9 protein-coding genes are annotated in these 13,544 nt (G+C 34.8%); 5 read left to right on the forward strand and 4 right to left on the reverse strand.

What is annotated here, in order from left to right; genetic code table 11:
* Window positions 1–8 precede the first annotated feature (8 nt).
* Window positions 9–1,052 (forward strand): anhydro-N-acetylmuramic acid kinase, encoded by a 1,044-nt coding sequence (locus CLV73_RS07730; protein ID WP_100376264.1) that lies wholly within the window; start codon window positions 9–11, stop codon window positions 1,050–1,052.
* A 30-nt stretch (window positions 1,053–1,082) separates the two neighbouring features.
* Here the strand turns inward: CLV73_RS07730 and CLV73_RS07735 are convergent, their stop codons facing one another.
* Entirely contained in the window at window positions 1,083–1,472 is a 390-nt protein-coding gene (locus CLV73_RS07735) for an orotate phosphoribosyltransferase (protein ID WP_100376265.1), read from the reverse strand.
* 36 nt (window positions 1,473–1,508) lie between these two features.
* Here CLV73_RS07735 and CLV73_RS07740 point away from each other — a divergent pair, with 36 nt between their 5' ends.
* Window positions 1,509–2,117 carry an NUDIX hydrolase gene (locus CLV73_RS07740; protein ID WP_100376266.1) on the forward strand — a complete coding sequence of 203 codons (609 nt, stop codon included), beginning with the start codon at window positions 1,509–1,511 and terminating at the stop codon, window positions 2,115–2,117.
* Window positions 2,118–2,194: 77 nt separating this feature from the next.
* On the opposite strand, the gene CLV73_RS07745 is transcribed toward CLV73_RS07740, so the two are convergent.
* Together CLV73_RS07745 and gldJ are read right to left on the reverse strand one after the other, a co-directional pair.
* Entirely contained in the window at window positions 2,195–3,466 is a 1,272-nt protein-coding gene (locus tag CLV73_RS07745; RefSeq protein WP_100376267.1) for a UDP-N-acetylmuramoyl-tripeptide--D-alanyl-D-alanine ligase, read from the reverse strand.
* 63 nt (window positions 3,467–3,529) lie between these two features.
* On the reverse strand, window positions 3,530–5,131 hold the full coding sequence (gene gldJ / locus CLV73_RS07750) for a gliding motility lipoprotein GldJ (RefSeq protein WP_100376268.1): 1,602 nt from the start codon (window positions 5,129–5,131) through the stop codon (window positions 3,530–3,532).
* Window positions 5,132–5,294: 163 nt separating this feature from the next.
* Between gldJ and porU the strand changes: the two genes are divergently transcribed.
* The 3 genes from porU to CLV73_RS07765 all read left to right on the forward strand — a co-directional run bounded on the left by porU (window position 5,295) and on the right by CLV73_RS07765 (window position 12,775).
* Window positions 5,295–9,191: a type IX secretion system sortase PorU gene (porU, locus tag CLV73_RS07755; RefSeq protein WP_100376269.1), complete on the forward strand. Its 3,897-nt coding sequence runs from the start codon at window positions 5,295–5,297 to the stop codon at window positions 9,189–9,191.
* Window positions 9,192–9,252: 61 nt separating this feature from the next.
* Window positions 9,253–10,416, forward strand: coding sequence for a type IX secretion system outer membrane channel protein PorV (gene porV, locus CLV73_RS07760; protein ID WP_100376270.1), 1,164 nt, complete (start codon window positions 9,253–9,255; stop codon window positions 10,414–10,416).
* Between the two features lie 76 nt (window positions 10,417–10,492).
* Complete coding sequence (locus CLV73_RS07765; protein ID WP_100376271.1) at window positions 10,493–12,775, forward strand: FUSC family protein; 2,283 nt, start codon at window positions 10,493–10,495, stop codon at window positions 12,773–12,775.
* Here CLV73_RS07765 and CLV73_RS07770 read toward each other — a convergent pair.
* Window positions 12,756–13,370 (reverse strand): 4'-phosphopantetheinyl transferase family protein, encoded by a 615-nt coding sequence (locus CLV73_RS07770; protein WP_100376272.1) that lies wholly within the window; start codon window positions 13,368–13,370, stop codon window positions 12,756–12,758. The genes CLV73_RS07765 and CLV73_RS07770 overlap by 20 nt on opposite strands.
* Between the last annotated feature and the right edge of the window lie 174 nt (window positions 13,371–13,544).

Genomic DNA, 13,544 nt, shown 5'->3' on the forward strand with positions numbered 1-13,544 from the left:
TCTCTACTATGATTTTTCAAGCCATTGGATTAATGTCGGGAACAAGCCTGGATGGTTTGGATATTTGCTTTGCAAAGTTTGAAAAGCAAAAGGCGTGGGACTTTGAAATCATAAAAGCCGAAACAATACCTTACTCTAAAGCATTAGAAGATCAGCTTAAAAACTCGATCTATCTTTCACCCGAAGAACTGCTGGAACTGAATTCGGAATATGGCTTTTATCTAGGGAAAACTGTAAAAAACTTTATTGAAAAATATCAGCTTCAACATCTTGATTTAATTGCTTCTCACGGTCATACTGTTTTTCACCAGCCACAAAAGAAATTTACCCTACAGATTGGAGATGGAAGAGCCATTAAAATAGAGACCGGGCTACCCGTAATCTATGATTTCAGAAGTCAGGACGTTTTAATGAAAGGGAATGGCGCTCCCCTAGTTCCGATTGGTGATGAACTGTTGTTTTCACAATATGACGCCTGTCTGAATCTTGGTGGTTTTTCCAATATTTCTTTAAAAGTCAATAATAAAAGAATAGCTTTTGATATTGCTCCGGTAAATATTGTTTTAAATAAATTTGCGCAAGAGTTGAATAAAGACTTTGACGAAAACGGTGATCTGGCTAAAACAGGTAAAATCCATGAGGATTTACTATCTCAGTTAAATTCATTGGAGTTTTATCAGAAGCCTCATCCGAAATCTTTAGGAATTGAATGGTGTAATGAAAATATTTTCCCATTATTCCGAGGTGTTGAGGCCATTGATATTCTGGCTACCTTTACGGAACATGCAGCACAACAGATTTCCAATGTTTTTAATAAAAATAAATTAAAAAATGTTTTGTGTACCGGAGGCGGAACTTTTAATCAATATCTGATTGAAAAAATAAGAAACAAAACGACTACAGAAATCATCATTCCCCCCAAAAAACTGATAGAATATAAAGAAGCTTTAATCTTTGCTTTCATGGGCGTTTTAAGACTCAATAACGAAATTAATGTACTTTCATCTGCAACAGGCAGTTCTCAGGATCACAGCTCCGGAATTATCGCATAAAAAAACCTTCATTACTGAAGGCTTTTCATTTTATTTATAAGCTTCGATCTTATCTGTCAAAGTATTGATAAAGTTCTGAAGAGGTTTTTCTACCATCATTTTGATAAACGGATTGAATTTCCCTTCAAACAACATTTGTACTTCCGTCTGATTTTCGTTGATAGGGTTTATAGTTGCCGTTAATGCAAAGTCTAAACTAGAGCTTGCAGATTTCAAAACTGCTTTTTGATCATTCACTTCATCAATTTTTAAAGCAATTTCCGGCATCCCTTGCAACCCGAATTTAAATCCGTCTTCTCTGGTTTCAAACTTTTGAAGACCATCTGGCATAAAATCTTTATAGTTTTCCGGAGATTTCAGGAGTTCTACCAGTTCTTTGGATGATTTATTGACAATAATCTTTCGTCCTTCTAAATTCATTTTTTATTTTTGTATTTAAATTCTTAATTATTACAAATGTATAAAGTTTTTGTGAACGAAAAAAAATTATTGCTATCTAAGCAACCTGAAAACCTGGAAAAAATGCTTGGTTATGAAAACGTCACATCATTGGAGATTGCGCTTGATCTTCTTGAAAATACATCTGTAAAAGAATTGAATGTTTTTGGAGAAAATATAGATGAGATCTGGACTGAATTTCAGAATCTTTTCAGAATCATTGAAGCTGCAGGAGGAATTGTAAACGACGCCGACGGAAACATTCTGTTCATCAAAAGGCTCGGAAAATGGGATCTTCCGAAGGGTAAAATGGAAAAAGGAGAATCCCGCGAAGAATCTGCCGTACGTGAAATTGAAGAAGAGACCGGTCTGAAGGATGTAGAACTGGTACGATTTATCAATACTACTTACCATATTTATATTGAAAGAAATGGGGATAAAGTATTGAAATGTACACATTGGTTTGAAATGAATTTCAACGGTGAAGACACCTCAAAACCGCAAATAGAGGAAGGAATTACTGAAGTTGCATGGAAAAATACCTCTCAGATTGAAGAAGAAGTTTTTCCCAGTACTTTTAAAAATATTAAGCTGATTATAAAAGAATTCTGGAATACAAGAGCGTAAGTCTCTTTTTACATTAATAAAAGTTCACATAATTTTTCTTATGTGAACTTTATTTTTTGTACATGATGCAAATCTGCTTAAATAAAATCTATGGATTTTTCCAGTGCGATACCTCTTGAGCCTTTTAAGAGGATATTTTCAGACTGGATTTTATGTTGCTTTAAATATTCAATCAGTTCTAAAGTATTTTCAAAAGAAACTGTAGACGAATTGATCTGCTTGAAGTTTTTCCCTACTGTGATAATTTCATCGAATCCTAATTTCTGAGCTAAATTGAGAATATTCTGATGCTCTTTTTCGCTCTCCTCTCCCAGCTCCAGCATATCACCAATAATAATTGTTTTTGAGCCTTCAAAAGTGATGAAGTTCTGCAGAGAAGCAGTCATTGAACTTGGATTGGCATTATAGGTATCCAGTACCAACGTTCTGCCATCTTTTTTAACGATCTGAGAACGCATATTGGTGGGAGTATAGTTTTCTATCGCATTTTTAATTTGGGTAAAACTAATCCCGAAATGAAGTCCTAAACTCGCAGCTGCACATAGATTGGTAAAATTATATTCACCTGTAAGCTTTGAAACTGCTTCTTCATTCCTGTAGAGTAAACCCACAAAATGCTCTTCAGAAAATGATTCAAACTCATAATCCGAGCTTTCTTTTCCAAAAGTAATTTTAGGTAAATAACCTTCAGTTTTTTCTACCTGGATAGGATCATTCTCATTAACAACAATAGTTTGCTGATGGTTTTTAAGGTAATCATACAATTCGGACTTTCCTTTGATCACTCCTTCAAAACCTCCAAAACCTTCCAGATGCGCTTTTCCGAAATTGGTAATGTATCCGAAGTTAGGTTGAGAAATTGAACACAGAAGCTCGATTTCCTTTTGATGATTAGCTCCCATTTCAATTACCGCCATTTCATGCTCCGGCTTGATGGAAAGAATCGTTAAAGGAACTCCAATGTGATTATTCAGATTCCCTAAAGTATACTGAACATTAAATTTCTCTGAAAGAACTGCATGAATAATTTCTTTTGTAGTCGTTTTTCCGTTGCTTCCTGTAAGACCTATAATGGGGATCTGTAACTGACTTCTATGATAAATTGCCAGCTGCTGCAAAAATTCTAAGGTTGACGGGACATAAAAAATATTTCTATCTTTATTTTCAAAATCCTTTTGTTCTACAATAACTGCCAAAGCTCCTTCATCAATAGCTTTTTCAGCAAAAGTTGCCGCATTGAAATTTTCACCTGAAAAAGCAAAGAAGATATCATTATTTCCTATTTTTCTGCTGTCAATAATCGCCTTTTCAGATCTTAAAAATAAAGGATAAAACTGTTCTACATTCATACATCAAAAATAAAAAAACCTTCCAGAATTCTGGAAGGTTTTTGAAAATTATTTTGATAAATATTATCTTCTAGTTCTATTCTTATCATTAGTTCTAGCATCCTGAGCTACACGGAATCCAATCCAACCATAAGCTGTATTTTGGTCCTTATATCTTCTTTGCCCCGGATCTAACCAATAAGCAGTATCTTGCCAAGAACCTCCTTTTACTACTCTTACATCGTTTGAGATAGCAGATGTTCTGTCTTTAGTATCCTTCTGCATGATTACTTTACCATTTGCATCTACAATAAATCTCTTTTTAGGAGAGTTGTACATATCAAAAGTAGTAGCAGAATCTGATGCATTTCTATAATCTAGAGAAGATTGTCTATCACCATCTCTAAAGTTTCTATAGTCAGCAATAGTTTGTCTTTCAAATTGACCAGGTAAATTTTTGTAAACTAATCTACCATCAGCCAGTGTATCGTATTTAATATTACTTTCATCAACCACTTTGTAAGTACCGTCTCCGTTTCTTACAATTGCCTGAGGCATATTACCTCTGTAGTAGTTGAAATCACTGTAATCTTCATCAATAATAGGTCTGTAAACATCTGCAGTCCATTCAGAAACGTTTCCGTACATACCATAGATACCTAAGTTGTTAGATGGATACTTTCTTACATCAGCTGTTAATGCAGAACCGTCATTTTTCCATCCAGCAGGTCCGGAGTAGTCACCTTTACCTTGTTTGAAGTTTTCAAGCAACATTCCTTTTTCTCTACCTTTTGTACCTCTTAAAGATTCAATTCCTGGAGCTTTACCTTGATAGTTATTATATTCTCTGTTTTTCTCCATTCCTAATGCTGCATATTCCCATTCAACTTCTGTAGGAAGTCTGAATTTCTGAACCATTGCAGAACCAGGAGAAGCGTTTGCAGCAAGAAGTCTTTGGTTGGTAGTTTTCATACCAGATTTCTGCTGTCTTCTTTGCTGATTGATATATCCCTGCATCTCAGGATCATTCGATTTGAATTTATCCATATTGAAAGCAGTACCACCCTGATTATTAGACTCGTTGATATACAAATCCTTTGCGATGATACCAGCATTCATCAATGCCTTTTCATTAGCTCTGTCTGTTAACCACTCACAATATCTGTTTGCTTGTGTCCAAGAAACTCCTACTACCGGATAGTAGTCATATTCCGGAGAACGGAAATAAGTTTCATTGAAATCATTTCTAGATAGTTTGTTGTCCCACAACAAAGTATCCGGCAATGCGCCATTGTAAATTTCTTTGAAGCTTGGATCACTTGGTGGGAATACATACTTCAACCATGTAAGGTATTCGCGGTATTCGTAGTTAGTAATTTCAGTTTCTCCGATAAAGAATGAACTTACCTGCATTCTGCGAGGCGTGTTATTCCAATCATGCATAACATCATCTTTCACTAATCCCATTGTAAAAGTTCCACCTTCTACATATACCATTCCCGGCCACCCTTTCTGCTGCTGTTGCTTTCCTGCAAAAAACCAACCTTGTTTTTCGTTTGGTTTCCAACCTGTCTTGCTGACAAATTTTTTAGTACCACCTCCTTTGCTGGTACCTGACCCTCCACAACTGGTTAATGCAAGTGTAGAACTTAATGCTATTAATGAAAACAACTTTAGTTTTTTCATAGTCGATTTAAATATTTTCAAAGTACAAAGAAAAAATAAATTATTCAATAAATCAAGAAAGATTTGATTTTTTTGAAAAACGATAACAAATTAATTTTATTGTATCACAATTTAATTATAAAATTTTCATTTATTTTGTAATTCAGAAATTTCAATAATAAATATGAAACAAAAAGTATCGATTTTATTCCTATTCGCTTTTGTATCATCATTTTGGGCTCAAAGAACAACCATTGAATGGAACGGCTCTAAAATCCAAGATTTTGGTGAAACAAAACTGAATCTCCCAAATTTCAAAAACGAGGGGTTTTCATTTGGCCAAAATAATATTTTTATATCAACTAAACAAAAAATAGGAGAAAGAGATTTAAAAGTTTCAAATCTAAACTGGGAAGCCGTTTCGTATAAAGAATTGTATGAAATTAAAAAGGATCTTCTTCCTAACCGTGATATTGCCGATATCAGTTATTATTATTTTGAAGGGGAAAGATATGCGAGCATTTCTGTTGCTTTATTTAAGAACGAAAAGGGAAAAATACTAAGGCTTTCTTCATTCGACGTTAACGAATCCACTGTCAGTACAAAAAATATTGCTGCTAAAGTAGGAACTACTGCCAATCCTCTTTCTACCGGTACTTTTTACAAGATAAAAGTAGACAAATCAGGTATTTTTAAAATTACTACTCAATTTTTAAAAGATAACGGAATCAATCCTAGTTCGATAAACCCTAAGAACTTCAGAATTTATGGAAACGGAGGAATTATGCTTCCTGAACATAACCAAGATGTAAAATATAGTGCTCTTCAGGAAAATGCCATCCAGGTTGTAGGAGAAGATGACGGTGTGTGGAATGATAACGATTATGCTATTTTCTATGCGCAAGGGCCTAATGGATATAATCTGTATGATAAATCCAACGGGAATGGTTTTAAGAGATACGAAACAAGAAATAATGTGAGTAATAACGTAAAAAATATCTACGAAGACTATTCTTATTATTTCATCAATTTTGATAAAGGAGCCGGAAAAAGAGTTCAGTCAGCGGACATCAACCTTCCTTCTACTCCACTAATTACGAGATACGATAGTTATCAGGTAGTTAATAATGACCAAAAAAACCTGTTAAAAATAGGTAGAATCTGGGTGGAAGATTCTCCTTTTACTACCGATAAAACTGTAACATTCACCACCAACTCACCAATACAGGGCGGAGATATAATACGATATAAAGCACAGGTAATCGGGTTTAAGTCCCAGCAGAATTCAGTTGAATTTAACATTAATAATCAAAATTTCGTAACACGTTTGGTTCCACCAAACGATCCAAACTATGTATATGATTATCTTCCATTGAAATATGAAGGAACCTTAAATAATTTACAAGGAAATCAAATTACCCTTACCTGCAAACCTAACATCAGTACAAATCCTAACGGAGTATTTTATTTTGACTACCTGGAAGTTCAGTATAAAGAAAACTTAAGTTTCAACGGTTCACAAATGAACTTCAGAGATTTTTCTCTTGTAAGCGGGAGCAATACATCATACGGGTTTAGCATTAATAATGCATCAGCTATTGAACAAGTCTGGGATGTTACCGACATTACAAATGCAACAAGGAGAGTAAATAAAGCCACAGGAAATACTATTTTTAATTTTGGATATGTTGCTTCTGACCAGAATTTCAATAATGAATTTGTCGCTTTCAGATCTGATGCGGCTTATTCTCCTCAATTTGTTGAAAGAATCGGAAATCAGAATCTATCAGGATTACAAAATGTGGATTACCTGATCCTTACCACTCCTGAAATGATGGGACAGGCGCAAAGATTAGCGAGTTACCACCAGACAAAAAACAGTTTTAATGTACAAATCGTAGATATTAATAAAGTATACAATGAATTTGGCAGCGGAAGCAGAGATCTTACAGCGATCAGAGATTTTGTTACTAAACTTAATACTCCACTGGGAAGTTTAAAATATGTTTTTATATTGGGAGATGCTTCTTATGATTATAAAAACAGAATTCCAAACAACACGAATGTTGTTCCAAGTTACCAGAGTGAAGAGTCTCAGGATTTTGTAAGCTCGTTTGTAACAGACGACTATATTGTGATGACCAGCACGCAGCCTCCAACAAATTTATTAATTTATAACACCTTGCCAGATCTTCCAGTAGGTAGAATTCCTGCCGCAAATGTAACCGAAGCTACCAACATGATAGACAAAACGCTGGCTTACTATAATTCTTTATCCGGTCAGTCCACTCCTTTCGGAGAATGGAAAATGAAGCTTGATTTTGTAGTAGATGACGACAACGATGGTGGCACTCCTTTCCATACTGTAATGAATAATACACTGGTAAATACATTTGAAACAGGAACGCTCCTTAAAGAATACAATGTAAGAAAACTGTATTTAGATGCATTCCAGGCTCAAAGTACCGCGGGGGGACAGCGTTATCCACAAGTAAACCAAGCTATCTCTAATGATATAGGAAACAGTCTGTACCTGTTCTATTTTGGGCATGGAGGAATCAATGGCTGGTCACAGGAAAGAGTATTAACTTCTGATGAAGTACAAAATGCCAATAATTTTTCTAAAGTTTACAGCAGATTCCCATTTGTTTCCACTATCACCTGTGAATTTACGCTTTGGGATGAACCAAGTACTTTTTCTGTAGGAGAACAATTTATAAAGCTAAAACAGGGAGGAGCTGCTGCTATGATTACTTCCAGCCGCGCTGTTGGTGTAGATTATGGAATACAGTTCACCAATCTTTACACACAGCAGATGTTTAAACTTACCAATGATGATTTTATCACTATTGGGAATGCACATTTAAATGCAAAAAAACTAAAACCCGGAGATTCGAACCATTTAAAAGTAAACTTTCTGGGAGATCCGGCTATGAAATTGAGCAGACCTCAAAGATTATTGGTAATAGATAATATAGAAACTCCTGTTCCGGGATTAATAAGAGGGCTTGATTTTGTTAAAATAAAAGGACACATCAACAATCCTAACGGAACTACCAATACTACGTTTAACGGAAGGGTTGTTATTAATATTTTCGATAAGAGACTCAATAAAGCTACCTTAAACAATGATGGAAACCTAACTCCTGTATTAAACTATACTGAAGAAGGAAGTGCTATCGTAAAAGCTTCAGGAATGGCTGTAAATGGAGTTTTCACTATTGAATTCTATGTTCCGAAGGATATCAATTATGCAGTAGGTGAAGGAAGGCTATTAGGCTATGCAGACAATAAAGCGACTGATGTTTTCAATAATCAGGCTGTACAGGTAGGTGATATTAATCCTAACGGAATCAATGATAATGAACCACCAAAAGTAAAGTTATACATGAATAACACTAACTTCGCGGATGGAGGTATTACAGATCAAAATCCTATGTTGCTTGCCTGCGTTACTGATGATACAGGAATAAATTCTACAGGATCTGGTATTGGTCACGATATTACCGTATATTTAGACGGTCAAATTATTAATACCGTTGTATTGAATGATTTCTACGCTTCAGGAGAAGGAAATGGATGCTTAAGTCCTAGTTTGGCAGATTATCAAAAAGGAAATGTAACATATCCTTTCCGGAATCTGGCAATAGGTCAACATCAATTAACATTTAAAGTTTGGGATATAAACAATAATTCGACAACTGCTACGTTAAATTTTGAGGTTAAGGATGAAGCCGACCAGCATTTAATTATCAACAGACCATTAAACTGGCCAAATCCGTTTACTAATAAGACCTATATACAATTTGAGCATAATTGTGATGATATTTTAGATGTACATGTTCAAATTTATACCATAACAGGAAAATTAGTAAGAACTTTGTCTCAGGCAGTGGTTGCAGAACCCTTCTTACAGGGCTTTAGAACACCTCGTCAAGCAATAGAATGGGACGGAAAAGACGATTTTGGTGATACAGTAGCAAAAGGTACGTATATTTTTAAGATATTTGCAAAAAGTCAAAATCAAGAAAAATGTAAAGGAAGTGCTACAGCTGTAGAAAAAATGGTACTTTTGAAATAATTTTAAAATGACAAAAACAATAATATTAATAAAAAACTGATAATATATTAAAAGACAACATATGAATTTAACTACTAAACTGCTATTAGGAATAGGTTTAAGTGCTGGTTTTTTAGGCTATTCACAAGATTTGAGCAAGGTGAATCCTGTATTAACCGGAGCTCCTTTTCTAAGAATTGCACCAGACGCAAGAGCCGGAGGTATGGGAGATCAAGGGGTTGCTACTTCTCCAGATGCATTTTCTCAATTTTGGAATGCCGCAAAATATCCTTTTAGCAGAACAAGTTCTTCCTTTGGTATAAATTATACACCATATATGGGAAAGCTTACGAATGATGTTTTCCTTCTTTATGCAGCTTTTCATAAGTTTTTAGGACAAGAAGAAAGATCTACTATCTCTGCGAGTATTTACTATTTCAATATGGGAGAAGTTAATCTTACCTCTTTCGTAGATAATCAGGTACAGTCTAACGGGGTTTCTAAACCAAACGAATTCTCTATTGACGTAGCTTATGCTCTAAAGCTTTCTGATTCTTTCTCAGGAGCTGTTACCGGTAGATTCATTCGTTCAGACTTAGCCGGAGGATTCAATACTGATACAACGTTGAAGCCTGCTAACTCTTTTGCAGTTGATATTTCTGCATATTATACCTCTCCTAAGTTTTCCAGCTTTGGAGGTATGGACGGAAAATTGAATGGAGGTTTTGCTCTTCAAAACTTAGGCCCGAAATTGGATTATACAGGTAATGAAGAATCCAGATCTTATCTTCCTACAATGGCAAGATTAGGGGTAGGTTATGATATGTATCTTGATGACATGAACAAAATTGGTCTTAGTGTAGAAGGTTCAAAAATTTTGGTTCCTGGTTCTGAATTTACAGGTCAGTATGATGTTAACAGAAATCCAATCTATGCAGTTCCAAATGTAGGACCTATTGCAGGGATTGGAAAATCTTTCAAAAACAAAAACTCTATCATGTATAGCGGTGCATTAGAATATTCTTATGACAACGCTTTTGCAGTGAGAACTGGTTATTTCCACGAAAGTGAAGAACAGGGAGCAAGACAATATGCGACTGCAGGTATCGGATTAAAATACCGTTCTTTCGGACTTGACGTATCTTACCTGATCAATATGTCTAAAATTAATACGGCTCTAGATAATACGCTTCGTTTCGGTTTAACCTGGAACATCGGAGAGGAAACATCTAATGTAGATTATTAAATAAACATAATATAAAAGCTCAAAAAAGTCTCATTTTTATGAGGCTTTTTTATTTTTCAATAATTATTTTTGTAATATGAACTATTCATCGGAGCTCAAAAAATTCGTCACCAGCCAATACGTGTATTCTGCTATCAGAATTACGCTGGCGACAGTTTTACCATGCTTAGTTCTTGCGCATTTCGGAATCTTAAAAGAATACTTTTTATTTCCTCTGGGAACCAGTTTTGTAGCTTTAACAGATCAGCCCGGTCCCTTTATTCGTAGAAGAAATGCTTTAGCTTTTGCTATTATTTGCTTTGTTGTCGTTGCTCTTATTGCCAGTCTGGTAATGACCGTTAAAATCCTTGTTTTTGCAGAGATTATTGTTTTCGGAATGTTTTTCTCTTTAATTGGAGTTTACGGACAGAGATTAGCAGCGGTCGGTTCTCTTTCTTTAGTTGTACTCGCTATTTTTATTGACGGGCATCTTACCGGAACTAACATCCTTAAAAGTTTACTGATCTTCGCTTCAGGTTGTATTTGGTTTTTATTGATATTCTTAATTGTAACAACCATTCAGCCTTATAAACTGGCAAGCCAGATGATTGGGGAAAACTACCTTCAACTTGCCGAGTTTTTAAAGATAAAAGCGAATTACTATCAAAAAAATCCGGATTTTGATAAGCTTTCCATTCAGGTAATAGCCAAACAGATTGAAATCAAAAATCTGCAGGAAGATACCCGCGAAACGGTGTTTAAGACCAGAACCATTGTCAACGAATCTACCACAACCAGCCGTTTGCTGATGTTGATGTTCCTGAATTCAATGGATCTCCATGAAAAGCTGATGACTTCAGAAAGTGATTATCAACAACTTCAGCAAAGTTTTGATGACAGTATGATTTTGGTAAACATTCATGATTACCTGAATCTGCTTGCCGAAGAGATCACCAATATCGGAATCGCCCTTCAGATCGGAACAAGAGCAAAACCTATGTTCGATCTGGAACTCGAATTAAAAAAATTAAATCACCTTTATTTTGATCTGAGAAACGAGCGAATTTCACCTGATAACTTTGAGAATTTCATGATTCTGCGCCAGATATTAATGCGTATTGATGAAATCACCAAAGAGATCAACGAAATCTATAAGGTCTTTTCCCAAAATGTAAAACTGGCAAAAAGTCTGTCTACCGGCTTAGATCTTAGAAAATTCATGCCGAATGAAGAGAAGATTAATTTTAAAGTTTTAAGAAACAATATATCACTTTCTTCCTTACACTTCCGTCATGCTTTAAGAATCACCATTGCCTTATTGCTCGGATATTCATTTTCTTTATTTCAGTTTTTGGGAATCGGTCATACTTATTGGATTTTGATTACCATTACGGCAATTTTAAAACCCGCTTACTCCATCACCAAACAAAGAAACCTTCTCCGTTTGTACGGAACGATTGCGGGAGCTATTATTGCGTATGGAATCCTGCATTATATACATATTAATGAGGTTTTGTTTACCATACTTCTTTTAAGTATGGTGATGTGTTTCAGCTTTTTAAAAGGAAAATATTTTTGGGCAGTTCTATTTATGACCATTTATGTTTTTCTAAGCTTTAATTTTCTAAGTCCCGGAAATGTAAATATTATCTTTAAAGACAGAATTCTGGATACGATGATTGCCGGAATTATTGCTTCCTTGGTTTCTTATGTTGTGCTTCCTGTTTGGGAGCATACCCAGAATTTAGAATTAATGAAAAAATCAGCAGAATCTAATTTCCTTTATTTTCAAAGCGTTATTTCCAAATTTTTAGATGAAGATTTTGATATTGAGGATTATAAAATGAAGCGTAAAAATGCGATCATCTCATTAGCCAATCTTTCCGACAGTTTCCAGAGAATGATCTCAGAACCCAAAAATCAGCAGAAAAAACTGGAAGTGGTTCATCAGTTTGTAGCAACTTCACATCTGATTACCGCTTATACTGCTTCGCTTTCCCAGTATGTAAAAAATGATGAAAAATACCCTGAAATAGATTCGGAAGGATGGGGTAAAAAAATAGAAGCAGAGCTTCAGCAGATTTCCAATCTTTTGAATGGAGATAAAATCAGCGAATCCCTAAAAATGAAAAGCCGTATTGAGCCTGAAGATTCTTCTTTTGACGATCTGATCTTAAAAAGAAAAACCGAGCTTGCCGAACACGAAGCCAGAAACTACAGGGATCCCAGCAAAATTTCACATCTAACTGAGCTGAAAAACGTTCATGATATCCTGGAGCTTATTTATGATGTGGCCAAAGAACAGCGAAAAGTAATTGAAAAGTACAGAAATGAATCAGAAGGCGCAGCAGCTTCTGAACCTATTCCTCAACAATCGTAAAGCAATACTCATCAAAAAATTCTACTCTGGCTTTCAATTCATCGGAGATATGATCATCATGTACTCTACATTTGATGTGATGAAGATGCTTTAATTCGAATGGTCTTACTTCATAATGTTTTTTCAAAGACCAGTGCTTGGAATGGTGAATTTTATACATACTTTCCTTTACACTCCAAATAATGGTATAAAAAGTAACTTCATTATCAAAAGGAATAAACCCCCGCTCGTTTTCATAAGTGAATTTATCAATTACCCTTAAAATCTTAGGATTAAATTTTTCCAGATCAATCCCTATTTTATTTTTGGAAATGGCAATGGCAGCAAAAGGAAAAGAATGGGTAATGGAAATTTCTGCATCTTTAGGAGAAAGAAATGGTTCTCTTTCTTTATATAATATTTTAGAATTTGGCTTCAGACCTTTCAATAGTTTTCTCACCATTAATACTTCCAATAATTTTTTCGGATGATAATCCTTTACTTTTTCGGCATTTTCAGGCTCTAAAAGTTCATCAGGATTCAATTCTTCGTTTTCATCATATTTCCAAACAAGAATTGTAGCAGTGTCATCAGAAAAATCACGATAAAGAGGCATTCTTTTTTTCGATAAAAGTAATGAAAAGAAATTATATAAAAATTAAAGACTAAAAAACGAAATGAGGCCGCTTAAAAAACATGTAAAGATTATTGAAAACTTGAATAATTTTCTTCATATAGCATTCGGTCTACCTATTTTAATATTTTTTCATCTCAAAACAAGATGTTTTAT

The organism is Chryseobacterium geocarposphaerae (assembly GCF_002797535.1).
Classification (GTDB): domain Bacteria; phylum Bacteroidota; class Bacteroidia; order Flavobacteriales; family Weeksellaceae; genus Chryseobacterium; species Chryseobacterium geocarposphaerae.

Coding starts and splice junctions, on each gene's coding strand:
- CLV73_RS07730 (WP_100376264.1), top strand. CDS start 9: ATGATTTTTCAAGCCATTGGATTAATGTCGGGAACAAGCCTGGATGGT.
- CLV73_RS07735 (WP_100376265.1), bottom strand. CDS start 1,472: ATGAATTTAGAAGGACGAAAGATTATTGTCAATAAATCATCCAAAGAA.
- CLV73_RS07740 (WP_100376266.1), top strand. CDS start 1,509: ATGTATAAAGTTTTTGTGAACGAAAAAAAATTATTGCTATCTAAGCAA.
- CLV73_RS07745 (WP_100376267.1), bottom strand. CDS start 3,466: ATGAATGTAGAACAGTTTTATCCTTTATTTTTAAGATCTGAAAAGGCG.
- gldJ (WP_100376268.1), bottom strand. CDS start 5,131: ATGAAAAAACTAAAGTTGTTTTCATTAATAGCATTAAGTTCTACACTT.
- porU (WP_100376269.1), top strand. CDS start 5,295: ATGAAACAAAAAGTATCGATTTTATTCCTATTCGCTTTTGTATCATCA.
- porV (WP_100376270.1), top strand. CDS start 9,253: ATGAATTTAACTACTAAACTGCTATTAGGAATAGGTTTAAGTGCTGGT.
- CLV73_RS07765 (WP_100376271.1), top strand. CDS start 10,493: ATGAACTATTCATCGGAGCTCAAAAAATTCGTCACCAGCCAATACGTG.
- CLV73_RS07770 (WP_100376272.1), bottom strand. CDS start 13,370: ATGCCTCTTTATCGTGATTTTTCTGATGACACTGCTACAATTCTTGTT.